The sequence below is a fragment of the Actinobacillus suis ATCC 33415 genome, from assembly GCF_000739435.1.
Classification (GTDB): domain Bacteria; phylum Pseudomonadota; class Gammaproteobacteria; order Enterobacterales; family Pasteurellaceae; genus Actinobacillus; species Actinobacillus suis.
Window position 1 is genome coordinate 1,324,791 of sequence record NZ_CP009159.1, and the last position, 23,984, is coordinate 1,348,774.

At 39.1% G+C, this 23,984-nt stretch carries 24 protein-coding genes and 1 riboswitch; of the genes, 12 read left to right on the forward strand and 12 right to left on the reverse strand.

What is annotated here, in order from left to right; translation table 11 throughout:
• Nucleotides 1-14 precede the first annotated feature (14 nt).
• The 7 genes from ASU1_RS06010 (at nucleotide 15) to ASU1_RS06040 (ending at nucleotide 5,998) form a co-directional block, all read left to right on the forward strand.
• Entirely contained in the window at nucleotides 15-746 is a 732-nt protein-coding gene (locus tag ASU1_RS06010; RefSeq protein ID WP_014991894.1) for a TerC family protein, read from the forward strand.
• Nucleotides 747-860: 114 nt separating this feature from the next.
• The gene (gene nagZ, locus ASU1_RS06015; protein ID WP_014991895.1) at nucleotides 861-1,898 is read left to right on the forward strand and encodes a beta-N-acetylhexosaminidase; all 1,038 of its coding nucleotides are present in this window, start codon (nucleotides 861-863) and stop codon (nucleotides 1,896-1,898) included.
• A gap of 75 nt (nucleotides 1,899-1,973) precedes the next feature.
• The gene (gene rlmC, locus ASU1_RS06020) at nucleotides 1,974-3,146 is read left to right on the forward strand and encodes a 23S rRNA (uracil(747)-C(5))-methyltransferase RlmC (protein WP_014991896.1); all 1,173 of its coding nucleotides are present in this window, start codon (nucleotides 1,974-1,976) and stop codon (nucleotides 3,144-3,146) included.
• A gap of 210 nt (nucleotides 3,147-3,356) precedes the next feature.
• Complete coding sequence (gene eno, locus ASU1_RS06025) at nucleotides 3,357-4,667, forward strand: phosphopyruvate hydratase (protein WP_014991897.1); 1,311 nt, start codon at nucleotides 3,357-3,359, stop codon at nucleotides 4,665-4,667.
• A gap of 97 nt (nucleotides 4,668-4,764) precedes the next feature.
• Nucleotides 4,765-5,175, forward strand: a complete 411-nt coding sequence (locus ASU1_RS06030; RefSeq protein WP_014991898.1) for a DUF2251 domain-containing protein — start codon at nucleotides 4,765-4,767, stop codon at nucleotides 5,173-5,175.
• Nucleotides 5,176-5,333: 158 nt separating this feature from the next.
• Nucleotides 5,334-5,525 carry a hypothetical protein gene (locus ASU1_RS06035; protein WP_014991899.1) on the forward strand — a complete coding sequence of 64 codons (192 nt, stop codon included), beginning with the start codon at nucleotides 5,334-5,336 and terminating at the stop codon, nucleotides 5,523-5,525.
• A gap of 281 nt (nucleotides 5,526-5,806) precedes the next feature.
• Complete coding sequence (locus tag ASU1_RS06040; protein ID WP_014991900.1) at nucleotides 5,807-5,998, forward strand: hypothetical protein; 192 nt, start codon at nucleotides 5,807-5,809, stop codon at nucleotides 5,996-5,998.
• A 62-nt stretch (nucleotides 5,999-6,060) separates the two neighbouring features.
• On the opposite strand, the gene recQ is transcribed toward ASU1_RS06040, so the two are convergent.
• The 5 genes from recQ to ASU1_RS06065 all read right to left on the reverse strand — a co-directional run bounded on the left by recQ (nucleotide 6,061) and on the right by ASU1_RS06065 (nucleotide 10,764).
• The gene (recQ, locus tag ASU1_RS06045; RefSeq protein WP_014991901.1) at nucleotides 6,061-7,869 is read right to left on the reverse strand and encodes an ATP-dependent DNA helicase RecQ; all 1,809 of its coding nucleotides are present in this window, start codon (nucleotides 7,867-7,869) and stop codon (nucleotides 6,061-6,063) included.
• Between the two features lie 84 nt (nucleotides 7,870-7,953).
• Nucleotides 7,954-8,259: an iron donor protein CyaY gene (cyaY, locus tag ASU1_RS06050; protein ID WP_014991902.1), complete on the reverse strand. Its 306-nt coding sequence runs from the start codon at nucleotides 8,257-8,259 to the stop codon at nucleotides 7,954-7,956.
• A 28-nt stretch (nucleotides 8,260-8,287) separates the two neighbouring features.
• Nucleotides 8,288-8,854: a nucleotidyltransferase family protein gene (locus tag ASU1_RS06055; RefSeq protein ID WP_005623912.1), complete on the reverse strand. Its 567-nt coding sequence runs from the start codon at nucleotides 8,852-8,854 to the stop codon at nucleotides 8,288-8,290.
• 4 nt (nucleotides 8,855-8,858) lie between these two features.
• Complete coding sequence (gene tsaD, locus ASU1_RS06060) at nucleotides 8,859-9,890, reverse strand: tRNA (adenosine(37)-N6)-threonylcarbamoyltransferase complex transferase subunit TsaD (protein ID WP_014991903.1); 1,032 nt, start codon at nucleotides 9,888-9,890, stop codon at nucleotides 8,859-8,861.
• A gap of 91 nt (nucleotides 9,891-9,981) precedes the next feature.
• Nucleotides 9,982-10,764, reverse strand: a complete 783-nt coding sequence (locus tag ASU1_RS06065) for an outer membrane protein assembly factor BamD (protein ID WP_014991904.1) — start codon at nucleotides 10,762-10,764, stop codon at nucleotides 9,982-9,984.
• A 153-nt stretch (nucleotides 10,765-10,917) separates the two neighbouring features.
• Here ASU1_RS06065 and rluD point away from each other — a divergent pair, with 153 nt between their 5' ends.
• Nucleotides 10,918-11,895 (forward strand): 23S rRNA pseudouridine(1911/1915/1917) synthase RluD, encoded by a 978-nt coding sequence (gene rluD / locus ASU1_RS06070; protein WP_014991905.1) that lies wholly within the window; start codon nucleotides 10,918-10,920, stop codon nucleotides 11,893-11,895.
• A 50-nt stretch (nucleotides 11,896-11,945) separates the two neighbouring features.
• On the opposite strand, the gene ASU1_RS06075 is transcribed toward rluD, so the two are convergent.
• The 7 genes from ASU1_RS06075 to ASU1_RS06105 all read right to left on the reverse strand — a co-directional run bounded on the left by ASU1_RS06075 (nucleotide 11,946) and on the right by ASU1_RS06105 (nucleotide 19,184).
• Nucleotides 11,946-12,656 (reverse strand): YwiC-like family protein, encoded by a 711-nt coding sequence (locus tag ASU1_RS06075; protein ID WP_014991906.1) that lies wholly within the window; start codon nucleotides 12,654-12,656, stop codon nucleotides 11,946-11,948.
• 63 nt (nucleotides 12,657-12,719) lie between these two features.
• Nucleotides 12,720-13,694, reverse strand: a complete 975-nt coding sequence (gene pfkA, locus ASU1_RS06080; RefSeq protein ID WP_014991907.1) for a 6-phosphofructokinase — start codon at nucleotides 13,692-13,694, stop codon at nucleotides 12,720-12,722.
• Nucleotides 13,695-13,803: 109 nt separating this feature from the next.
• A complete protein-coding gene (locus ASU1_RS06085) occupies nucleotides 13,804-15,006 on the reverse strand; it encodes an aminotransferase class V-fold PLP-dependent enzyme (RefSeq protein WP_014991908.1) in 1,203 nt (400 codons plus the stop codon).
• Nucleotides 15,006-15,704, reverse strand: a complete 699-nt coding sequence (locus ASU1_RS06090; protein ID WP_014991909.1) for a thermonuclease family protein — start codon at nucleotides 15,702-15,704, stop codon at nucleotides 15,006-15,008. Before ASU1_RS06090 ends, ASU1_RS06085 begins: the two co-directional genes overlap by 1 nt.
• A 65-nt stretch (nucleotides 15,705-15,769) precedes the next feature.
• Complete coding sequence (locus ASU1_RS06095; RefSeq protein ID WP_014991910.1) at nucleotides 15,770-17,137, reverse strand: alanine/glycine:cation symporter family protein; 1,368 nt, start codon at nucleotides 17,135-17,137, stop codon at nucleotides 15,770-15,772.
• A 111-nt stretch (nucleotides 17,138-17,248) separates the two neighbouring features.
• Nucleotides 17,249-17,352: riboswitch (glycine riboswitch) on the reverse strand.
• A gap of 319 nt (nucleotides 17,353-17,671) precedes the next feature.
• On the reverse strand, nucleotides 17,672-18,721 hold the full coding sequence (locus ASU1_RS06100) for an AI-2E family transporter (protein ID WP_014991911.1): 1,050 nt from the start codon (nucleotides 18,719-18,721) through the stop codon (nucleotides 17,672-17,674).
• A gap of 88 nt (nucleotides 18,722-18,809) precedes the next feature.
• Entirely contained in the window at nucleotides 18,810-19,184 is a 375-nt protein-coding gene (locus ASU1_RS06105) for a cytochrome b562 (RefSeq protein ID WP_014991912.1), read from the reverse strand.
• 155 nt (nucleotides 19,185-19,339) lie between these two features.
• Here ASU1_RS06105 and trhP point away from each other — a divergent pair, with 155 nt between their 5' ends.
• From trhP to coaD, 4 genes are all read left to right on the forward strand, one after another.
• Entirely contained in the window at nucleotides 19,340-20,737 is a 1,398-nt protein-coding gene (gene trhP, locus ASU1_RS06110; protein ID WP_014991913.1) for a prephenate-dependent tRNA uridine(34) hydroxylase TrhP, read from the forward strand.
• Between the two features lie 240 nt (nucleotides 20,738-20,977).
• A complete protein-coding gene (locus tag ASU1_RS06115; RefSeq protein ID WP_039195236.1) occupies nucleotides 20,978-22,225 on the forward strand; it encodes an O-antigen ligase family protein in 1,248 nt (415 codons plus the stop codon).
• Complete coding sequence (gene waaA / locus ASU1_RS06120) at nucleotides 22,225-23,505, forward strand: lipid IV(A) 3-deoxy-D-manno-octulosonic acid transferase (RefSeq protein ID WP_014991915.1); 1,281 nt, start codon at nucleotides 22,225-22,227, stop codon at nucleotides 23,503-23,505. Before ASU1_RS06115 ends, waaA begins: the two co-directional genes overlap by 1 nt.
• 1 nt (nucleotide 23,506) lies before the next feature.
• Nucleotides 23,507-23,983, forward strand: coding sequence for a pantetheine-phosphate adenylyltransferase (coaD, locus tag ASU1_RS06125; RefSeq protein ID WP_014991916.1), 477 nt, complete (start codon nucleotides 23,507-23,509; stop codon nucleotides 23,981-23,983).
• Nucleotide 23,984 lies beyond the last annotated feature (1 nt).

Below are 23,984 nucleotides of genomic sequence, written 5' to 3' on the forward strand. Positions count from 1 at the left end.
TAAAAGGATATTTTATGTTTGATTGGATTGCAAATCCCGAAGCGTGGGTCGCACTCTTAACCCTTACTGGGCTTGAAATCGTATTAGGGATTGATAACATTATTGTTATCAGTATTTTAGTTTCACGCCTCCCGATTCATCAACGCCAATCAGCTCGTATTATTGGTTTAGCATTAGCAATGGGAACACGTATCCTGCTATTACTTTCCCTTGCTTGGATGATGAAATTAGTCGATCCGCTTTTCTCAATTGCGGGTATGCCGATTTCCGGTCGTGATTTAATTCTTTTACTCGGTGGTATTTTCCTTATTGTGAAAAGTGCGATGGAATTGAAAGAATCAATTGCAGGCGAATCACACGAAGAAAAAGAAAATTCGAGTAAAAAAGCCAGCTTTTTGATGATTTTAGTTCAAATTGCTATTTTTGACGTCGTCTTCTCGCTTGATTCAGTAATTACAGCCGTCGCAATGGCAGATGATATTCCGGTGATGGTTATCGCAATCATTATTGCGGTAGCGGTGATGATGCTTGCAGCAAAATCAATCGGTGATTTCGTAGATAATAACCCAACCATTAAAAACCTTGCATTAGCATTCTTAATTTTAATTGGTGTGGTATTAGTCGGAGAAGGCTTTAATATCCATATTCCAAAATCAGCAGTTTACACCGCAATGGGCTTCTCTGTTATTGTGGAATTACTCAATATTAAAATGCGTAAAAATCAAGAAAAACACGCTAAAGCATAATAAATCGGCCCTTGATGAAAATCAGGGGCTTTTTTAATGTAAAATAGCGCATCCTTATTCTATTGCAAGCGGTCGATTTTTCCTCCAACTTTGCAATTACATTTTCGATAAATTATGTTACTGATTGATATAAAAGATAAAGAACTCAGCCAAGAAGAGGTTGAAATCCTTGAACATCCTCTCGTATCTGGCTTGATTTTATTTAGCCGTAATTTTCACGATAAAGCACAACTGGAAGCCTTAGTGAAATCGATTCGCCAACGAGTAAAAAAACCGTTATTGATTACTGTTGATCAAGAAGGTGGTCGAGTGCAGCGTTTCCGTGAAGGCTTTACTAAATTACCGGCAATGCAAGCGTTTCATACACTTGCAAAAAATCCGCAAGAATCAACCGCTTTAGCCCAACAAACCGGTTGGTTAATGGCCGCTGAAATGTTCGCCTTAGATATTGATTTAAGTTTTGCACCAGTCTTAGATTTAGGTCATCAATGTAAAGCCATTGGCGATCGTTCGTTTGGCGAAAATCCGGATATGATTCTGCCGATAGCTGAAGCGTTTATTGACGGCATGAGAGAAATGGGAATGGCGACGACCGGTAAACATTTCCCCGGTCACGGACATGTATTAGCCGATTCACATCTAGAAACACCTTTTGATGATCGCCTGAAAGAATTAATTTTCAACCATGATATTTTGCCGTTTAAACAATTGATCTCAAAAGGTAAATTGTCAGCAATTATGCCGGCTCATGTTATTTATACACAATGTGATAGCCAACCGGCAAGCGGTTCGGAATATTGGTTAAAGCAAGTATTACGTAGTCAGCTTAATTTTAACGGTGTGATATTTTCCGATGACTTAGGTATGAAAGGTGCCGGTTTTATGGGTAATTTTGTCGAAAGATCGGAGAAAGCAATTCACGCAGGTTGTGATTTACTACTACTCTGTAATGAGCCAGAAGGTGTTATTCAAGTGTTGGACGGTTTAAAATATCAACCAAGCAAAGCCCAAACTGAACGTCATATTTCCTTGATGAAACGTAAAACAGTAAGCTGGAACGAGCTTGAAGCAAGTCCTCGTTATCAGCAAGCACAGCAACGCTTAACCGCATTACAAAACGAATGGCTTGAATATAAAGCACAACATTGCTAATCAATGAGTTATCTTAGGGCATAAATCCGTTATGCCCTAACAAACTACTAAAAATATCCCTATTCTTTTAACAAAATGATATTAAATTGCCCACATTTCCAACAGCAACACTGTGTTTCATGCCAATGGTTAGAAAAGCCATATTCTACACAGCTTATAAATAAAGAAGCTGATCTTAAGCGGTTAATTTCGCCTTTTATTTTGCAAAAATTCACTGAAATCTTACCGCCTGTTCAATCTTCACAAAAACAGTTTCGCAATAAAGCGAAAATGGTGGTCTCCGGCAGTGTCGAGCGCCCGATTTTAGGGATTTTAAAAGATCAAACCGATCCGCAAAGTGGTATTGATCTGTGTGATTGTCCACTCTATCCGACTGAATTTGAAGCACTTTTCCCGATTCTTAAAGATTTTATTGCCCGAGCCGGGCTTGTACCTTATAACATCTCAAAAAAGAAAGGCGAGTTGAAATATATCCTGCTGACCCAAAGCCAATATAACCAATCCGTTATGTTGCGTTTTGTGCTAAGAAGTGAGCAAAAACGACCGCTTGTTGAGCGTGAATTGCCAAATTTATTAGCTAAGCTGCCGAAAGATTCTGTGGTCAGTTTAAATATCCAGCCACAACACGCTGCAATTTTAGAAGGTGAAACCGAAATTTTCCTCACCGAAAAAACCACGATTGAAGAAAATTTTAACGGCATTCCGTTATTTATTCGTCCACAGGGCTTTTTCCAAACTAATCCGAATGTTGCAAGTCAGCTTTATGCTACTGCGCAAAATTGGATAAAAGAGCTGTCGATTCAGCAATTTTGGGATCTGTTCTGCGGTGTCGGAGGCTTTGGTTTACATTGTGCAAAAGCGCTACAAGAGAAGAATGAAAATGTACAATTAACCGGTATTGAGATTTCAGCTTCTGCAATTGCCAGTGCCACGAAATCCGCCGAGCAATTACAACTTAAAAATATTACATTCGCTTCGCTTGACTCGGCACAATTTGCACTGAACGAGAAAGGTGCAACCCCGGATCTTGTGATAGTGAATCCGCCTCGCCGTGGTATTGGAAAACCGCTTGCGGAGTTTTTAAACCAATTGGGTACACCTTATTTAATTTATTCAAGCTGTAATGCCCAGACGATGGCGAAAGATTTTGAAGCATTGAGCAATTACTCACTCCAAAAGGTGCAATTATTCGATATGTTTCCGCATACTTCACATTACGAAGTACTTACTTTTCTTATAAAAAAATAAGCATATCTCCTACCGAAATATTGGTAAGAGTTTATATTTTTAGCAAAATTTAGGTATAATTAGATAACTTTAGTTTCATTTATCCGTATTCGATCAAAGAAGCGCTAGATTTTGTGAACTAAATCACTTTTTTACAAGACAAAAGCGTAAAATATCTTTACTATATTATTATTCTTTTTTTCATTAACTCTCAATTAGAGGATATTAACAATGGCTAAAATCGTTAAAGTAATTGGTCGTGAAATCATCGACTCACGTGGTAACCCAACTGTTGAAGCAGAAGTTCACTTAGAAGGTGGCTTCGTTGGTTTAGCAGCTGCTCCATCTGGTGCATCTACAGGTTCACGTGAAGCATTAGAATTACGTGATGGCGATAAATCACGTTTCTTAGGTAAAGGTGTATTAAAAGCTGTTTCAGCAGTAAACAATGAAATTGCTAACGCATTAGTTGGTAAAGAAGGTACTGCACAAGCTGAAATCGACCAAATCATGATCGATTTAGACGGTACAGACAACAAATCTAAATTCGGTGCAAACGCAATCTTAGCGGTTTCTTTAGCAACAGCTAAAGCAGCAGCAGCGTCTAAAGGTTTACCATTATATGCTTACATCGCTGAATTAAACGGTACTCCGGGCGTATATTCAATGCCATTACCAATGATGAACATCATCAATGGTGGTGAGCACGCTGACAACAACGTTGATATCCAAGAATTTATGATTCAACCGGTTGGCGCTTCTACATTAAAAGAAGCTCTTCGTATCGGTGCGGAAGTATTCCACAACTTAGCGAAAGTATTAAAATCTAAAGGTTTAAATACAGCAGTTGGTGACGAAGGTGGCTTTGCGCCAAACTTAGCGTCAAACGCAGATGCTTTAGCATGTATCAAAGAAGCAGTTGAAAAAGCAGGTTATGTTTTAGGTAAAGACGTAACTCTAGCAATGGACTGTGCATCATCTGAATTCTATGACAAAGAACGTAATGTGTACGATATGAAAGGTGAAGGTAAAACATTCACTTCTCAAGAATTTACTCATTACTTAGAAGGTTTATGTAAAGAGTACCCAATCGTATCTATCGAAGATGGTCAAGACGAATCAGACTGGGAAGGTTTCGCATACCAAACTAAAGTTTTAGGTGACAAAGTTCAATTAGTTGGTGACGACTTATTCGTAACTAACACTCGTATCTTAAAAGAAGGTATCGAGAAAGGTATCGCAAACTCAATCTTAATCAAATTCAACCAAATCGGTTCTTTAACAGAGACTTTAGCTGCAATCAAAATGGCTAAAGATGCTGGTTATACAGCAGTTATCTCACACCGTTCAGGTGAAACTGAAGATGCAACAATTGCTGATTTAGCAGTTGGTACAGCTGCAGGTCAGATCAAAACTGGTTCTATGAGCCGTTCAGACCGTGTTGCTAAATACAACCAATTAATCCGTATCGAAGAAGCATTAGCAGCAGCAGGTACACCTGCACCATTTAACGGTCGTAAAGAAGTTAAAGGTCAAGCATAATCTTATTTGATTAGCAAAAAATGCCACAGAAATTTCTGTGGCATTTTTGCATTCTAAGCTAGTATAAAATAGACAATTAAATCAAAAAGGAAAAACAATGTTATATTCTGTTTTAACTGACCAATTACTTATCGGTCAAGGTTATCGTAATGGAGCTCACTCAACAAAGTACGAACACCTTGTGGTAATGTTCGAAGATGATGGCGAAACAGGTTATTTCTATGCGATGGACTTACACCAAACAGAAAACCCTGTGGTGGATAGCCTATTTGTTTATAGTAAATCTGATATTGAAGAAAAGACTTTAATGGAACCGCGCCGCTTAGAAATTTGTTGGTCGGAAGATGGCTATCAAGCCTTTTTACTGATTAATGGCTATCCACATGCAGTCTTTGATTTTAGCCAATTTGTCGGTTATAACCATACAAAATTCCCTCAGCCTGAATTAGGTAGTATGTGGGTACATAAAGAAACTAATGTCGAATTAGTCGACAAATGGCTAGGATAAAATTAGAGGCCGGACTGACCTTATTTATTGTGTAATAAATAGACTTGACACTATAGTATGCTCTGTGTACAGTGTAAATATCAAACGCACTTTTTGATTCTCATTATCACTGTGAGTTTGATATTTGTCTATTTACGAAAATTTATTAGGAGTTCATTATGAAAAAATTAGTTCTTGCAACTCTTGCAACTTTTACTTTACTTTCTGCAACAACTAGTACTTTTGCGGCTAACTTCCCAGGTGCTTGTACCCGTGAATATGATCCAACACCATACATCACAAAAGAAGGTAAATTAGTGTACGCTCCAAACCAATGCATTGCAGATCTCTGGGCTGAACAAGGCAAATAAATAATATTTTTATCAATAAATAGATTTTAATTTAAAGTGAGTTGAATTCTTTTCATCAAGAATTTAGCTCACTTTTTATTTAACTAAAGATTACATTCTAGAAGTTTTTTCTAAAATACTGACGTAGAATCCAAGAGAGCTGACAAGTTAAAATGTTCAAATAATACACTTGACACTATAATCACCTCTGCGTAAAATTTACGCATCAAATATAGTTATTGATAATAATTATCAAGTTTATATTTGATGTTTTATGTATAAAAACTTATTAGGAGTTCATTATGAAAAAATTAGTTCTTGCAACACTTGCAACTGTTACTTTACTTTCAGCAACGACTAGCGCTTATGCGGCTAACTTCCCAGGCGCTTGTACTCGTGAATATGATCCAACACCTTACATCACTAAAGAAGGTAAATTGGTATACGCTCCAAACCAATGCATTGCAGACTTATGGGCTGAACAAGGCAAATAATTCGAATTGATAAACTGCACTTAACTTCACTTTGAGCTCACGTGATTTTAAGTGCAGTTTTTTTATTTACGGTTATGACAATGTTCTTGAATCAAGCTTAAAAAAGCACCACCAAAACGTTCTAATTTACGTTCTCCAACTCCATTAATATCCAACATTTCCACTTCCGTAAGCGGTAAAAATTCGGCCATTTCTTGCAAAGTCGCATCATTGAATACCACATAAGGTGGGATATTTTCTTTATCGGCAATTTGTTTACGCAGAAAACGTAGACGAGCAAATAAGTCCTTATCGTAGCGAACCGAAGTTTGTTTCTGTACATAAGCCGTTGCTGAAAACGTTAAACGAGGCATTGCTAATTCGAGCTTTTTCTCCGAACGCAATACCGGACGAGCTTCTTCAGTTAACTGTAGAGCTGAATGATTAACAATATTTTGACGAATTAGACCAAGATGAATCAGTTGACGAATAATACTTAGCCAATAATCTTGGCTCTGCTCTTTGCCGATGCCGTATACCGAAAGCTGATCATGATTAAACTGACGAATTTTCTGATTATTCAAACCACGCAATACGCCAATCACATGATGTGCACCAAAAGTTTGACCGGTACGATAAATCACCGACATCACTTTTTGCGCATCCAATGTCCCATCATATTTACGGGGTGGATCCAAACAGATATCGCAGTTTTTACACGGTTCTTGACGTGATTCGCCGAAATAATTCAATAGCACTAAACGGCGACAGGTTTGCGATTCTGCAAAAGCACCGATGGCTTGTAGTTTATGTTGTTTTATATCTCGTTGTTCACTTTCCGGTTCTTCCAGTAACACCTTTTGCAGCCACGCATAATCGGCAGGATCATAAAATAACACCGCTTCAGAAGGTAAATCATCACGTCCTGCACGCCCGGTTTCTTGATAGTAAGATTCGATACTGCGCGGCAAATCGAAATGCACGACAAAACGCACATTCGATTTATTAATTCCCATACCAAAAGCAATGGTCGCAACCACAACTTGAATATTATCTCGCTGAAACGCATTTTGAACCGTTTCACGTTGCTGAACCGACATGCCGGCATGATAACCCATCACTGAAATTTTCCGTGTCGCAAGCTTCTCCGTAATCTCTTCTACCTTTTTACGGCTATTACAATAAACGATACCGCTCTTGCCCTGTTGCTTACCGATAAACTTTGCCAACTGCTCCATCGGCTTAAATTTTTCTTGTACCGTATAGCGAATATTTGGGCGATCAAAACTACCTAAATAAGTATGCGGATCGGTTAAGCGTAGGTGCTGCAGAATATCGTGGCGAGTTGTTGGGTCTGCCGTTGCTGTTAATGCCATAAGAGGCACATTCGGAAACGTATTACGCAAATTGCCTAATAAGGTGTATTCCGGGCGAAAATCGTGTCCCCACTGCGAAACGCAATGCGCTTCATCAACCGCAATCAGGCTAATTTTGCATAGCGAAATAAAATGGAAAAAGCCTTGGGTCATCACCTTTTCCGGCGAGAGATAAAGTAATTTTAGCTGACCGGAAAGCGCTTTCTGCTCAACATCTTGTTGCTCTTCAAAGGTTTGCGTGGAGTTTAAAAAACCGGCTTCGATACCATTGGTAAGCAGCTGATCGACCTGATCTTTCATCAAAGAAATCAGCGGAGAAATCACTAGCGTAATGCCATCTAAGCAAAGTGCAGGTACTTGATAACAAAGCGACTTACCGCCGCCGGTAGTCATAATCACAAGGCAATCTCTTCCCGCCAAAACTGAATCGATCACCTCTTGTTGTCCGTGACGAAAAGATTGATAACCGAAGACGTTATTTAATACATCTTTGGCAGCAGTTTGAGATAATTGCATTGTGATTCCAATAAGATAAGCTAAAAAGGAAATAGACAAGCGGTCAAATTTGCAAAACTTTTTACAAAAACGACCGCTTATTAATTAAAAGCTGATTTGTTCACCGTGACGAGCAAAAGCCTCTTCAAGATGCGTCCAGAAAGAGCGACCTTCTGCAGTAACCCATTCACCATCACGGTAAGCGAAATGAAAGCCACCTAATTTGCTAGCAAGCCATAACTCTAACATCGCTTCTTGTTTATTGATGACAATTTGTGATTCATCATCAAAAGTTAATGTACATACTGCACCTTGAATTTCAGTATCGACACCTAAACCTTCATCATCAATTTTTTCTTCGATTTGTTGCCATACTTGTTCAATTTTTTGGTGAAATTCTGCTACGTTCATTTTTTCCTCATTAAGATCTATATACTTACTAAATATTTTTTATAAAATTACGTTTATATTTAATATGGCTCTGAATATTCTTTTCTGCATCCTTTTTATCCCAAACTTGTAGTTCCCAAGGATAATAAAAGTTACTGGCATTTTTAAAGTAAATATGAATTCCTACATATTCTTCTTTATCTCTCAAATACCAATTTTTTAAACCATATTTATCTTTCCAATCATCTAAACGTTCCATAATCTCTGCGATTTCTTCACTGGAAACGATTATCCTCGCACCAAAGATGTCATTCATAATGCTATTGACTGGATAGCCCTCGCTACGAGACTCAAAACGTTTGATTTTATCCAAAATAGATTCCGAGGCTTTTACTCGATAAAAATAAGGAATATCGTATAAATCCGCACGGAATAAATAATCATTGATAGATTCGTGTAAATTTAAACGGTAAGATAAAATATGCTCTATCGGCACTTTAGCAAGCGTATGTTTTAAGTTTACTTTTGCAACCTTACCCGTTTCAAAATAATCTTCGGAAAAAGCTAAATGCAGCTTATTAATTTCAACAATTAAACGCTCAATTTTTTCTAACATAACCTTACCCGATTTTTGGTAATTCCGTCATTGGCCAGCGAGGTTTAACGCTAACACTTAAATCGGTAGTTTCACCGTTTTTTAAGCGTAAAAAGCCGGTATAAGCAATCATTGCACCGTTATCGGTACAGAATTGCGGACGAGGATAATACACTTCGCCTTTTAAGTTTTTCATCATTTCAGCTAAATCGGCACGTAATTGTTTATTAGCACTTACGCCCCCCGCCATCACAAGGCGTTTATAACCGGTTTGTTGTAAAGCTCGCTTGCATTTGATAATAATTGTATCCACTACCGCTTGTTGGAAAGCGTGGGCGATATCACAGCGAGTTTGTTCATCTAGCTGACCGTTCTCATCTAAATGGGCATTAATCGTATTAGCCGCAAAGGTTTTTAAGCCGGAAAAGCTAAAATCAAGCCCCGGTCTGTCCGTCATTGGTCGAGGGAAAACAAAACGATTCGGTGTCCCTTTTTCAGCCAATTGCGAAACCGCTACGCCGGCCGGATAATCCAATCCGAGTAATTTACCGGTTTTATCAAAGGCTTCACCAGCTGCGTCATCAATCGACTCGCCGAGAATTTCATACTGTCCTACGCCATCTACTTTGACTAGCTGAGTATGTCCGCCTGAAATCAGTAACGCCACAAATGGGAATTCTGGCGGATTGTCTTCTAACATTGGTGCCATCAAATGGCCTTCCATATGATGAACACCAAGCGCTGGCACGTTCCACGCATAAGCAAGCGAACGAGCAATCGTAGAACCAACTAGCAATGCGCCAACTAAGCCTGGGCCTGCAGTATAGGCAACACCGTCAATATCATCTGCGGTTAAATTCGCTTCTTTCAATGCTTCTTGAATCAGCGGTAACGTTTTACGGATATGATCTCGAGAAGCAAGTTCCGGCACAACACCACCGTAATCTGCATGCATCTCAATCTGGCTATAAAGCTGGTTTGCTACCAAACCTTTGTGTTCATCATAAATTGCCACTCCGGTTTCATCACAGGAAGTTTCAATACCTAAAATTCGCATATTTTTGTCTTATTTATGAAATGGGAAAGGGGCATTATTCAAAAATAACGCCCCTAGAATTGCAAAACTTTTATAAAAATCAACCGCTTGATTAGAACTGTTCGCTATATTCAGGCTTAATGATTTCTGGGAAGCTTTTATCTTTATTCGCTTCAATTAATGCAGCAACTTTCTCTGCCGAATCTTTGATGCCGATTTGCTCATAAGCCTTTTGCATATAAGCTAAAGCTTCATAAGTCGGTTTGCTTTCCGGATAGAAACGCATCATTTCTTCTACACGATTTACCACCGCAACATAGGCTTCACGATCGTCATAGAATTTCACAATCGCTAACTCGTGTTCTGCCATACGGTTGATTAAATAGCCCATCCAATTTTTGGCATCTTGTGCATATTTGCTTTGCGGATAGTGCTGTACAATCGTCTGGAAGCTACCATACGCATTACGTACGCTATCTAATGCACGAGACGCACGATTTACGCCAAAGAAATCTTGAATAAAGTTATCACCTAAACGTGCATTACTTAAACCGGCTAAATAGTAAACATAATCCATGCTCGCACTGTTTGGATAAGCACGCACAAAACGTTCCGCCGCATCTAATGCTTTATAATACTCACCGACTTTATAATTTGCATAAATTAAACTTAATTGAGTTTGCTCACCAAACGCACTTTGTTGACCGCCTTTGGTACCAACCGCATCTAAATAGCGAATTGCCGAGTTATAATCGCCATCTTGTAAATAGGTTTGCCCTTTAGTGTAGAGATCTTGTGCGGATGATTCTTCTAATTCTTTATTCGCACTATTAGAACAACCTACTACTAACAGCCCCGCTAACATCAGCGAAGCAAGAGATGTGAATTTACGCATAATGATTTTACCTATAAAAAAGTGTCTATGACCAAAAGTTAATGTACAATGGTCAAGTTTGACCAATGGCACTTTGCTAAGTTCATACCAATTTCTCTATTTTATAGAACCTATTCAAATAAGCAACAGACAAATTTTGGAATTTATCGCTAAATGACTCAACAAATGACATTAACTGCTGAAGTTTCAGCAGATTTACTCGGCGCACGTTTAGACCAAGCGCTAGCACAGCTCTTTCCCGATTATTCTCGCTCACGCTTAAAGGTGTGGATCGAAAGTGATTTAGTGAAAGTTGACGGAAAAATTGTAAATAAAGCGCGTGAAAAAGTATTCGGTGGCGAGCTGATTGAAGTGCAAGCGGAAATCGAAGAAGAAGTACGATTCGAGCCACAAGATATTCCGTTAAATATCGTGTATGAAGATGATGACATTCTAGTTATCAATAAACCTAAAGATTTAGTCGTTCATCCGGGCGCTGGTAACCCGGACGGGACGGTGTTGAATGCACTATTACATTACTATCCACCGATTGCGGAAGTACCTCGTGCTGGTATCGTCCATCGTTTGGATAAAGACACAACCGGTTTAATGGTAGTAGCAAAAAATATTCCGGCACAAACTCATTTAGTAACCGCATTACAAAAACGCCGTATTACACGTGAATATGAAGCGGTAGCAAGCGGTGTAATGACACAAGGCGGTAAAGTGGATGAGCCAATGGCACGCCATCCAACCAAACGTACCGCAATGGCAGTACATCCGATGGGTAAACCGGCGGTAACTCATTATCGTATTATGGAGCGTTTCCGTAACTATACTCGCCTACGTTTACGCTTGGAAACCGGCCGAACCCACCAAATTCGTGTACATATGGCGCATATTGCGCATCCGTTATTAGGCGATCAGCTCTATGGTGGTCGTCCTCGTCCGCCAAAAGGCGCAAGCGAAGCATTTTTAACGGTATTACGCGGCTTCCAGCGCCAAGCATTACACGCAACCATGCTACGTTTAGAACATCCGATTACCGGTGAACTTATGGAATGGCACGCACCGCTACCAGACGATTTCGTTGAGTTAATTGAGGCGTTAAAAGCGGATTACCAGTTATATAAAGATGATTTAGATTACTAATTAAGTAACTAAAAAACAAAGGCGCTCTTACATTGTGTATGAGCGCTTTTTTATCCGAAAATTAAGCCTATCATAAAAATAAGGATAACAGGAAACTCAAACATTCCTACCTGCTTCACATTCCAACCGAAACTCGGTACGACAATTGCACGCGCTAACGCAATCAAATACACCGCAAATAGCAACAAGTTTCCCAACATTAAATAAACAAGCGAAAACAGTAGATGAAAGCCGATACTCAGTTCCATATACAGCGGATTTTTACGCTCTCGCACCATACTTTTTACATATAAGGTTGCCCCAATAAAAAATAGTGTTGGGTGAATTAAAATGTCCCAATTAATCTGTTCTGTAGTGAGATAGAAACTTGCCATACCTATCACACCGAAAGTTAAATAACCGGCAATATCATTCAATAAATTGCGTTCATCTCTTTGTTTTGCATAATAAATTTGAATCGCCGCAAGCGGTAAGATTAACGCTAAAAATTGCAAAATTTGAGGCATCGCAAGCAAAACCGGTATCGCACAGAGTAAGCTAATCAGAACATAAATGAGCGTCCACTTTTTGTTACGAGCTGTCGGCTTTTTGCTAAATAATGAAAGAAAAGGGTAAGAAAATAAATAAAGAAACAGCCAAGCTAAGCCTAAAAAGAGGTGATTAAGCGTTGGAACCGAAGCAAACATTCCGTATAAAAAAGGAATAAATGCCATAGCTAATGCGCCGTGCTGGTTTGAAATAACTGGCTTATCATTAAACATAAATTTTCCTTATACAAATAAAAAAGGCGACTTACTTAAGCCGCCTTTTGATTTTAAGAAAAATTAGAATAATTTTCTAGCTGCATCGAATAATTCATCTTTGAACGGACGACGCATATTGTTAATTGCATCAATGATATCGTGGTGTACTAATTTCTCATTTTGAATACCGACACAACGACCACCATAACCTTGCAATAATAAATCTACCGCATATACGCCCATGCGTGACGCTAAGATACGATCAAACGGACAAGGCGCCCCACCACGTTGGATGTGACCTAATACTGTTGCACGTGTTTCGTGACCAAAACGCTCTTCAATTTCTTTTGCTAACTGATGCACATCCGTCATTAACTCGGTAATCGCAATAATTGCATGACGCTTACCTTTTTTAAAGCCTTCATCAATATTGCGCATTAATGACTCTTTATCTAAACCTTTTTCCGGCACGATAATATATTCACAACCACTTGCCAGCGCTGCACTAATGGTTAAATCGCCACAATGGCGTCCCATAATTTCTACGATTGAAATACGCTGATGTGAAGTAGAAGTATCACGTAAACGGTCAATGGCTTCCACAGCCGTTTCTAATGCTGTTTGGTAACCGATCGTATAGTCTGTACCAACGATATCGTTATCAATTGTACCTGGTAAACCGATGCAAGGGTAACCAAACTCTTCGGTTAATAGTTTCGCGCCCATGTAAGAGCCGTCACCGCCGATAACCACCAATGCATCAATTTCATATTTTTTCAGTGTTTCCACTGCTTGCTTACGCACTTCCGGATCCTTAAATTGCGGGAAGCGCGCAGAACCTAAGAATGTACCGCCACGGTTGATTGTCTCTGATACAGAACGACGATCTAATTGGATGACTTTGTCATTATATAAACCATAATAACCGTCTTGGATACCATATACCTCTAAACCTTCATTGAGTGCTGCACGAACGACACCACGAATCGCAGCATTCATGCCAGGCGCATCACCACCACTCGTTAACACAGCAATTTTTTTGATTTGTTTAGTCATTTTAGACACCTTTTGCTATAAATTTAAAATTTTAAAATAAATCGGAAATTGGCGTGAAGATTACCTTATTTAGGGTATTCATTCTAGCAAATTTTCATATTTTTTTGATCTAATCCGCCAAAATCTCCAATGCTAGATCTAAAGATTCCAAAAAGCGCTCCAAATCTTCCATTTGGTTATAATGTGCAATTGATAAACGTAACGTCCCGACTTGTTCAAGATAGCGCAGATAAGGTTTTGCACAATGTTCACCGCTACGTAAAGCGATCTTACGTTCCGTCATAATTGCCGCAATATCGGCATGATGAATTCCTTGAAATGCAAAGCTGATAGTTGAACAGCCCGACTGAGAAAAAATTTGAATATTTTTATAATTTTTTAACCGCTTGTAGGTCTCTTTCGCTAAACATTCAACTGTTTGATTCAATTCGTCGAAATTCCACTGCTCCAGCCACTCCAAAATTGCGCCAAAACCAATAATACCGGCAATATTTGGCGTACCAGCTTCTAAGCGATAAGGCAAATCAGCGACGGAAAGCGTTAATTCGGATACATCACTCAACATTTTACCGCCGAAAAATAGCGGTCGAATTTGCTCTAGACTTTGCAATTTTCCGGTTAACACACCGACACCGGTCGGCCCATACATTTTATGTGCAGAAAAAGCATAAAAATCCGCACCCAGTTTTTGCACATCGACCTTTTCACAGCATACCGCTTGGGCGCAATCCAGTAAAATTTTTGCCTTCGAATATTGGCGAATGATTGGGATGAGTTGCTCAACCGGCTGACGTACACCAGTAACGTTTGAAACTAAATTCAAGGCAACGATTTTAGTTCTTACAGAAATCGCCTGCTGTAAGGCGGTCGGATTTAGCTGAAAATTTGCATCTAATGGCAAAACGATCAATTTCGCTTGCTTACGCAGCGCTAATTGTTGCCACGGAATAAAATTCGCATGATGTTCGGCTACGGAAATAATGATTTCATCTCCGGCCTCCAGTAAATATTCCAAACCATACGCCACTAAATTAATTGCATGGGAGGTACCGCTCGTCCAAATGACTGCATTGCGAGACTCAACATTAAAACGTGCCGTCACTAAATCTCTCGCCCGTTCATAAGCTTGGCTTTGTGCAAGATCATATTGGCTGCGATGTACCGAACCAGCCGAGGCATAAAATTCGGTAGTGCTATCAATTAATACTTGGGGTTTTAAGGTTGTTGCCGCCGAATCCAAATAAGTCCACTCGGCTTGCTGCTTAAAAAAAGGAAACTGAGATCTAAATGCTACTGTTTGTTGCATATCCATTAATGCAATGCCTCTCGATACAATTTATTACAAGGAATACCGTCATGATTACCGTCTATTGTTTTGGAACCACATTGGTCGAAATAACGTTTCGCACTTTGGTAATCACTAAAATCACTACAGCGTAATACTTTCTTACAATCTAATGCATTATCTGTTACAAGCGGTCGTTTTTTCCAAATATTTTGCCAATTCCAGCCGGAATCAGACCGCTTGTCTGCACTATGTTGCTTCCGCCATTCCGCTGGGTTAATCGGCGATTTATCTTGCCATAATCCTTTCTGCGCTTGCTTTGCTTTTAGCATTGCCTGCTCATAAATCGGCTGCGTTTCGCGATACGCCCATGCCATACCTTTTTGGACTAATAATAAATTGATATTGCGTTCTTGCTCATCATAAACTACTGCTAATAAACGTTGGTAACGATCATAACCGCTACTATGCAATATCACTTGTTTTTTAAATACCAAATTTGCTAGCGCTTGTTTGGCTTTATTGCCATACGGCTGAGCGGACTCCGGCGCATCAATATATAACAAACGCACTTTTAACGGTTTACGTTTATACAAGCAGGTCAGCGTATCACCATCACTAATTCCTACGACTTTACAGCTGATGGAATTATCAGAAGCCGCATAAATAGGAGACGTAATTAAACTCAAAAATAGAAATAAAACAGAAAAATAAATAGCTTTCATACAAAATAAAAAAGTGTAGGAATTACCCTACACTTTAACAGATTTTCAATCACTCGGCGTAAATCTTATTTGAGTTCGCCATTTTTTAAGCGGAAGAAATAATTTTTAGTTTCTTCAATAATCACTTTGCGTAATGCAATTAAAGCGATCAGATTCGGGAATGCCATTAAACCGTTTACGATATCAGCGATCGTCCAAATCGTTTTTAACTGTAAGAACGGAGCAGAAGCAATTAAGGCAATAAAGAGTAAACGATAGAATTTAATTCCTTTAGTTTTACCGTTAGTCAGGTAAACAAAGCAACGTTCACCGTAATAACACCAACCTAAAATCGTAGTAAATGCGAAGAATGCTAAACCAACAGTGACGACAACTGCGCCGAATGAACTTTCTAAACCTTGGTTAAATGCCAAATTGGTTAATTCCGCACCTTCAGCTTCGCCCGTCCAAGCACCGGTTAATACAATCACTAAACCGGTCATGGTACACACAATAATGGTATCTAAAAAAGTACCGGTCATTGAAATTAAGCCTTGACGCACCGGCTCTTTAGTTTGTGCTGCTGCAGCTGCAATCGGTGCCGAACCTAAACCCGATTCATTCGAGAAAATACCACGTGCAACCCCTAATTGAATTGCTTGCATCACAGTAAAACCAAATGCCCCGCCCAATGCAGCTTCCGGATTAAACGCCGCATGTACGATTAATACGATTGCATCCGGTACTTTTTCCGCATTCATAATTAATACGCTAACCGAAGCAATCACATAAGCGACTGCCATAAATGGAACTACAATTGATGCGATTTTAGAAATACGTTTTACCCCACCTAATACGATAGAAGTTACGACTAAAGTTAAAATAATTGAGCTAAATACGACCGGCACATCAAAAGTTGATTCTAACGAATGAGTAATACCGTTTACTTGCGGGAAAGTACCAATCCCTAATAACGCTACCAATACACCAAAGAAAGCGAATGCTTTTGCCAGCCACTTCCACTTTTTGCCCATTCCCATTTCGATATAATACATTGGGCCACCGGCAATAAAACCGTCTTTATCACGACCACGGAATTTAATCGCTAATAAGCCTTCCGCATATTTGGTCGCCATACCGAATAACGCAATCAGCCACATCCAAAATAATGCACCCGGCCCGCCTGAGTGAATAGCAGTTGCCACACCGACAATATTACCGGTACCGATTGTTGCAGCCAGCGCAGTAGAAAGTGCCGCAAAAGCAGAGATATCACCGGCTTGACCTTGCCCTTTTTCAGGTTTGAACATATACACGAAAGCACGGCCTAATTGGCAAAATTGAATACCTTTTAGTGCAAAAGTTAAATATAGACCGACACCGGAAAGCAGGATTAAAAGCGGAGCGCCCCAAATAAGGCTATTAATAGTGTTAAGAATATCGTCAAATGACATCTGTGTAATTCCTCGTAATTGTATGTTACAAGGAAAGAAAAGTAACAATAGAGATAAGCGGTAAAATCGATAAAATTTGACTAAAAATGACCGCTAGTTAGGTAGGTATCACTTTTCTCCCCTGTCCTTTTGCCTGAGCGTTTCATGCATTCGCACTTGCGCCTTCGGCGTCCATTTTCCATTTACATGGATTGGATCTCTCCAAGGGTTCGTCCAGTAACTGTCCTCGCTATCGCTAGCACCTGAAAGATTTTACCTCGTCGGTAGAGTTTTCACTCTTCTCCAGCTACCTTCATCCGAACAATTCTTCGTTAAAAAGAATGGGCAGATTTTAACGATTCTTTAAAAATCGTCAAGTAAAACCCTACAATTTTAACGCAAACGTTTGCCTTTTGATGATAGATTAAACAATATAAGAAAAAGCAGCCCTATACATAATAAACAAGCGGTCGAATTTCCCTAAAAATTTGCAAATTGCAAAAAATTTAAGAAATTCGACCGCTTGTTATTTTGCCAAACAGCTTAATAAAAATATTAACGTTTAATTTCATCTACGTCGCCAAGTAATATCGCATATCGGCGAGAACTTGGATTCGATTCTAAAGCAATTTTCAGCGCCATTGTGAGCGGAACAGAAAGCAACATTCCGACTGTTCCTAATAGCCATCCCCAGAAAAGCAAGGAGAGAAAGACTACCAATGTTGAAAGTCCTAACCGTTTCCCCATCATTTTCGGTTCCAAGACGTTACCAAATAACATATTGACACCGACTATACCGGCTAATACGGCTAAGCCAACAGAAAAACCATTTAATAACAACGCTTGTAAGACAATCGGAATGCCGGCTAAAAAAGAACCGATATTCGGAATATAATTTAATAAGAAAGCCAATACGCCCCACAATACGGCATATTGCACATTTAAAATCATTAACAAGATCCAAACAGATAGACCGGTTAAAGCACTGATCACCGTTTTAATACCTAAATAGCCAATAACACCTTCTAGGACTTGATCAATATAATATTTCTCATTAGAAAGGTCATTATCTGGACTCAACGCCAACGCTAATTTATATTTAGCCATAGGTGATTCTAACAACATAAAAATCACCACTAAAAATAAAACAAAAATATTAGATAACACGCCTGAAAAACCTAATAACAAACGGCTAACTAAATTCATCACGGCACTCGGGTCAAATTTACTGAGTATATCTTCCTGACTAATACTAATCGGTAATTGATACTCATTAACTAAAGCGAATATCGTTTGCAAACGTGCAGTAAGCAATAACTTATATTGTGGGATAGAAGCGGTAAATTCCTGAATAGCATTATTTACCATACCGGTCAAAAATAAAAAAACTAAGACAATCACCCCTAATAACAGGCTGATGGCAATGCCTAAAGGAATACGACGTATCGTCATAAATTTAATGATAGGCGAACAAATAATCGCAATAAATAGTGACAATAAAAATGGTACGACAATTTCTGCCGCCGATTTAATCCCCGCTAAGATGATAATAATTGCGGCAGTGGCAACTAGCGCTTTGGTTATTGATACTTGGTGTTGTTCCATAATTCCCCGAAAATGAGATAAAAAGCAAGCGGTCAAATTTTAACATTTTTTTACTATGAACGCTAAAATTCAACCGCTTACCATTTTGTTACTTATACTCTGAGTGATATTTTTGCTTCATATCATCAAGTGCTTCCAGCGTTTGTTTTGCTTGTTCTAAATTTCCTGCTTGAGCTTGTTGCTCCGCTTGCTTCGCAACATCAATCACTTGTTGCATTGCCGCTTGATAGCCAACAAAACGTTCTTGATCACCGTCCAGACTTGCCGGCATCGTCTCTTTCGCTTTTTCCGCTTGCAGTAAAAATGCAGCAACAGAAGTTTGGAATTGTTCCGTGGTTTCAGCATCTTGCAATATATTTAACTGTTTTTTCATTTGGAACATTTCCATCATAACCCCTTTTGAAAAAGCCATACTCGAAAATGTCAAAAATGTCGCTACAACTAGCCATTTAAATTTTTTCATAATTTTCCCACATTTCAACGAAATGAATTAAGCACAAAAAGTCGCATCCTAATCTATCTATTGCTTGCTAGAAAGCGATATTTCTTGGAAAATAGACACTTTTACGCCTTCCACTTGTGGAGGGTACTGACTTGTTATCAGAAGAGAATAAACCTATGTCCGAATTAAAATACCCTAAACCCGAATTACTTTCGCCTGCCGGCACCTTAAAAAATATGCGTTACGCTTTTGCTTATGGCGCAGATGCCGTTTATGCAGGCCAACCGCGTTATAGCTTACGTGTACGTAACAATGAATTTAACCACGCTAACTTACAAATCGCGATTGATGAAGCGCATAGCTTAGGTAAAAAGTTCTATGTGGTGGTGAATATTGCGCCGCACAACTCAAAGCTAAAAACCTTTATCAAAGATTTAAAAGTTGTGGTGGATATGAAACCGGATGCACTGATTATGTCCGATCCCGGTTTAATTATGTTAGTGCGTGAAAACTTCCCGGAAATCGATATTCACCTTTCGGTACAAGCGAATGCGGTAAACTGGGCAACGGTAAAATTCTGGAAACAAATGGGACTTACTCGAGTAATTCTTTCACGTGAATTATCATTGGAAGAAATCGAAGAAATCCGCCAACAAGTACCAGACATCGAGCTTGAAATCTTCGTACACGGCGCACTTTGTATGGCATATTCAGGTCGTTGCCTATTGTCCGGTTATATCAATAAACGTGACCCGAACCAAGGTACTTGTACCAACGCTTGCCGTTGGGAATACAAAATGGAAGAAGGTACGACAGATGACGTTGGTAATATTGTGCCACAATCTGCCGTTCAACGTTACGAGCCGGAGATCGAAGTGAAAAATATTGCGCCGACATTAGGTGAAGGCTCACATACCGATAAAGTATTCTTATACACTGAGCCAAATCGCCCAGACGAACAAATGACTGCATTTGAAGATGAACACGGCACTTACTTTATGAACTCAAAAGACTTACGTGCCGTACAACACGTAGAAAGATTAACCCAAATGGGCGTTCACTCACTCAAAATTGAGGGACGTACTAAGTCGTTCTACTATTGTGCGCGTACCGCTCAAGTTTATCGTAAAGCAATTGACGATGCTGCGGCAGGTAAACCGTTCGATGAATCATTAATGGACACCTTAGAATCACTCGCACATCGTGGTTATACCGAAGGTTTCTTACGCCGTCATACGCACGATGAATACCAAAACTATGAATACGGCTACTCAATTTCGGAACGCCAACAATTTGTGGGTGAATTCACCGGTAAACGTAACGCTGAAGGTATGGCGGAAGTAGCGGTAAAAAATAAATTCCTCGTGGGGGATTCGGTAGAAATGATGACCCCGAAAGGTAATATCGTGTTTAAAATCGAGCGTATGCTAAACCGCAAAAATGAACAAGTGGAAGCGGGGCTTGGTGACGGACATTTTGTCTTTTTAGATGTACCGGTGAATATTGAACTAGATTATGCACTTTTAATGCGTAATCTTATAGATTCTAATACAAGAAATCCGCACAAAGCGTGATCAATCTCACAAATTTAGCAATATATTGTAAAGATTGAAAATTTATTATTGCAGTTATGAATTAAATTCATATAATTAAGATTCAATACTCATAGAAGTATGACTCCATAATAAGTTTTACCCCTCTGGAATGAGGGGTTTTTTTATGCTTATTAGAAATTTACACGATTAAATCGTCTTTCCTTTCTTTCTCGATTTTTAAGTATAATATTTCGTTAAAATTTTTTATGTGGGACTCTTATGCTAGCGCAAATTAAAAATAATAAAAGCCAAATCTATTCGGGACTAATTGCTCTGTTCTTTATTTTAATACTTCAATTTAAACTTAGTTACAGTCTTATCCCTATCTTATTAGCATTATCTGGGATCGCATTACTGATACCACACATAAAAAATAAATCCTATCATTTAGCCAAATCCGATAAATGGCTAATTATCACTTTCGTCTGTTATTTTTTACTCTTCGTCGTATCACTTATTGTGCATAAAGGAAAAGGCAGCGAATTAGATCTTGCTACTCGAGCGTTATTAGCCTTACCTATTTTAACGATATTTTATAAACATCAGCTCAAACAGCTATGGATTGTGTATGCGATCTTAATTTCAGGGATTGGTACCGGTATTACCAGTATGATTCAAGTATTTGGATTTGATTTTATCAGACCATTTCCCAAAGTTATGCATATTCAAGCCGGTGATATCGCAATGTCATTAGCGATGTTCTCATTTTGTACACTATTTTATTTTTATACACAAAAACAGCGTCTTGCCATGTATTTCAGCTTAATTGCTGCATTATTTGCGATTATTGCTAGCTTTCTCACGACCGCTCGAGGAGCATGGATTGGCGTACCGTTTGTACTGTTCATTATCTTTTGGCTGAACCGTAAATCACTATCAAAATGGCTTATCTCAGGTGTATTATTCATTACACTTGCCGGCGGCATTTTTACTAGTGAAACAATTCATAAACGTTACCTTGATGCACAAAGCGATATTACTGCTTATGTTAATGGTTCAAATAAAAGTACCTCGGTTGGCGCGCGTTTCGATATGTGGAAAAGCGCCGTTATCGGTATTCAGGAAAAACCTATATTCGGCTGGGGACTCCAAGGTGTGAAAGAAATGCGCAAACAGCATTTTTCGGAAGGAAAGATCTCTGAATATGCTGCAAGTTTTGGTCATGCGCATAATCAATATCTACATGATGCTTCAACTAGAGGTATTGTTGGACTTATCGCATTGCTTGCGACATTATTCGTACCGCTAGTCCTATTCTGGAACGGATTAAAACAATCGGAATCCAATTCCCTTGCACATTTATGGGGCGTGTTGGGGATTACCCATATTTTATTGATGATGGGTTATTTTCTAACCCAAGCTTTTTTATCACATAACTCCGGTGCTATGTTTTATTTTATTACAACCGTGATTTTTTTAGGCTTGCAAAAAAATGCGCTAAATAGACCGCTTATGGAGACCAAATAGTGCTACGTTTTTTTTATACGATTTTAAGCTACATCATTCAACCATTGATTTTATTAATGATGTGGAATCGTGGGCGTAAACAACCGGCCTATCGCCGCCGCTTATTGGAACGTTATAGCTACTATAATAACGATAAGCAGCCGCATGAAAATGGCATAATCGTACATGCTGCATCGGTTGGAGAAGTGATTGCCGCCACCCCCTTAATTAAGGCAATTCAAGGTAAATATCCTACGCTACCGATCACCGTCACGACTGTAACGCCTACTGGTTCGGCTCGTGTTCGTGCAGCTTTTGGTAATAGCGTAACACACTTTTATTTGCCTTATGATCTGCCCGATGCGATGGCCCGTTTTTTGGATTTTATAAAACCAAAGTTGATTATTGTAATTGAAACCGAATTATGGCCGAATTTAATTCATCAATCGCATAAAAGAGGCATTTCATTCGTGATTGCCAATGCACGCCTTTCGCCTCGTTCAGCGAAAAGATACGGTTGGATAAAATCCGGTTTAACAAATATGTTAAATGAAATCGATTTAATTATGGCGCAAGATGCGGTAAGTGCAGAGCGCTATCTGGATCTCGGATTCCACGATAAGCACCTCATTAATACCGGAAATTTAAAATTTGATTTAGAAATAACCGATGAATTGCGTAATAAAGTCGAGCTGACTAAGCAGGAACTCGAGTTAAATCAACGTCCAGTTTGGATTGCCGGAAGTACTCACGAAGGCGAAGAAAAAATGTTGCTTGATGCACATAAGCAACTATTAATGCGTTGGCCTGACTTAGTATTAATTTTGGTTCCTCGCCATCCGGAACGTTTTGACAGTGTCGAAGATTTACTGATTAAATCTGAACTAAATTACACCAAGCGCACTGATAAATTACCTTTAAAAGCAAACACTCAGGTGTTATTAGGTGATACTATGGGTGAAATGATGACGCTTTACGGCTTAGCTCAAATTGCTTTTGTCGGAGGAAGTTTGGTTAAGCACGGTGGGCACAATCCATTGGAGCCGATAGCCTTTGAACTTCCGGTTATATCTGGTGTACATACATTTAATTTTCCTGAAATTTTCTCAAAATTACGCTATGTAAAAGGTGTTGTTGAAGTAAAAAGCAGTGAAAATGATCTTGCACAAGCGGTCAATTTTTTACTCGAGCATCCAAATGCTTGCCAAGCGATTAGCCAAGCAGGCTTTAGCGTGTTACAAGAAAATCAAGGGGCATTAAAGCGTCATATGCAACTACTTGCACCTTATTTAGAGAAATAATATGAGTTATACCGTTATCTATGCCGGCACATTTGATCCAATTACCAATGGGCATTTAGATATTATTGAACGTGCAGCAAAATTATTTGGTCGTGTGATTGTCGCTGTGGCTAAGAATCCCAGTAAGCAGCCACTCTTCTCACTAGAAGAGCGAACCTTATTAGTGCAACAAAGTTGTGCACATCTTAACAATGTACAAGCGGTCGGATTTAGCGGATTACTTGCAGATTTTGCTGTACAACATCAGGCAAAAGCATTAGTTCGAGGTATACGTGGAAGCGATGACATTGAATACGAAATTCAATTAGCACAGTTGAATGAAAAACTGGAAGAAGGTTTAGAAACGATTTTTCTTCCGCCAGCCGTACAATGGCGTTATCTCTCTTCGACTATGGTACGAGAAATTTATCGTCACCAAGGTGATGTCGCACAATTTGTACCGCCATTCGTGCTAAACGCGTTAAAAGAGAAGGAATAAA

Coding starts and splice junctions, on each gene's coding strand:
- nagZ (WP_014991895.1), top strand. CDS start 861: ATGTTACTGATTGATATAAAAGATAAAGAACTCAGCCAAGAAGAGGTT.
- ASU1_RS06030 (WP_014991898.1), top strand. CDS start 4,765: ATGTTATATTCTGTTTTAACTGACCAATTACTTATCGGTCAAGGTTAT.
- ASU1_RS06095 (WP_014991910.1), bottom strand. CDS start 17,137: ATGTCATTTGACGATATTCTTAACACTATTAATAGCCTTATTTGGGGC.
- rluD (WP_014991905.1), top strand. CDS start 10,918: ATGACTCAACAAATGACATTAACTGCTGAAGTTTCAGCAGATTTACTC.
- pfkA (WP_014991907.1), bottom strand. CDS start 13,694: ATGACTAAACAAATCAAAAAAATTGCTGTGTTAACGAGTGGTGGTGAT.
- coaD (WP_014991916.1), top strand. CDS start 23,507: ATGAGTTATACCGTTATCTATGCCGGCACATTTGATCCAATTACCAAT.
- ASU1_RS06055 (WP_005623912.1), bottom strand. CDS start 8,854: ATGTTAGAAAAAATTGAGCGTTTAATTGTTGAAATTAATAAGCTGCAT.
- ASU1_RS06085 (WP_014991908.1), bottom strand. CDS start 15,006: ATGGATATGCAACAAACAGTAGCATTTAGATCTCAGTTTCCTTTTTTT.
- tsaD (WP_014991903.1), bottom strand. CDS start 9,890: ATGCGAATTTTAGGTATTGAAACTTCCTGTGATGAAACCGGAGTGGCA.
- ASU1_RS06090 (WP_014991909.1), bottom strand. CDS start 15,704: ATGAAAGCTATTTATTTTTCTGTTTTATTTCTATTTTTGAGTTTAATT.
- ASU1_RS06100 (WP_014991911.1), bottom strand. CDS start 18,721: ATGGAACAACACCAAGTATCAATAACCAAAGCGCTAGTTGCCACTGCC.
- trhP (WP_014991913.1), top strand. CDS start 19,340: ATGTCCGAATTAAAATACCCTAAACCCGAATTACTTTCGCCTGCCGGC.
- cyaY (WP_014991902.1), bottom strand. CDS start 8,259: ATGAACGTAGCAGAATTTCACCAAAAAATTGAACAAGTATGGCAACAA.
- ASU1_RS06040 (WP_014991900.1), top strand. CDS start 5,807: ATGAAAAAATTAGTTCTTGCAACACTTGCAACTGTTACTTTACTTTCA.
- ASU1_RS06065 (WP_014991904.1), bottom strand. CDS start 10,764: ATGCGTAAATTCACATCTCTTGCTTCGCTGATGTTAGCGGGGCTGTTA.
- ASU1_RS06035 (WP_014991899.1), top strand. CDS start 5,334: ATGAAAAAATTAGTTCTTGCAACTCTTGCAACTTTTACTTTACTTTCT.
- ASU1_RS06010 (WP_014991894.1), top strand. CDS start 15: ATGTTTGATTGGATTGCAAATCCCGAAGCGTGGGTCGCACTCTTAACC.
- recQ (WP_014991901.1), bottom strand. CDS start 7,869: ATGCAATTATCTCAAACTGCTGCCAAAGATGTATTAAATAACGTCTTC.
- eno (WP_014991897.1), top strand. CDS start 3,357: ATGGCTAAAATCGTTAAAGTAATTGGTCGTGAAATCATCGACTCACGT.
- ASU1_RS06115 (WP_039195236.1), top strand. CDS start 20,978: ATGCTAGCGCAAATTAAAAATAATAAAAGCCAAATCTATTCGGGACTA.
- ASU1_RS06075 (WP_014991906.1), bottom strand. CDS start 12,656: ATGTTTAATGATAAGCCAGTTATTTCAAACCAGCACGGCGCATTAGCT.
- rlmC (WP_014991896.1), top strand. CDS start 1,974: ATGATATTAAATTGCCCACATTTCCAACAGCAACACTGTGTTTCATGC.
- ASU1_RS06105 (WP_014991912.1), bottom strand. CDS start 19,184: ATGAAAAAATTTAAATGGCTAGTTGTAGCGACATTTTTGACATTTTCG.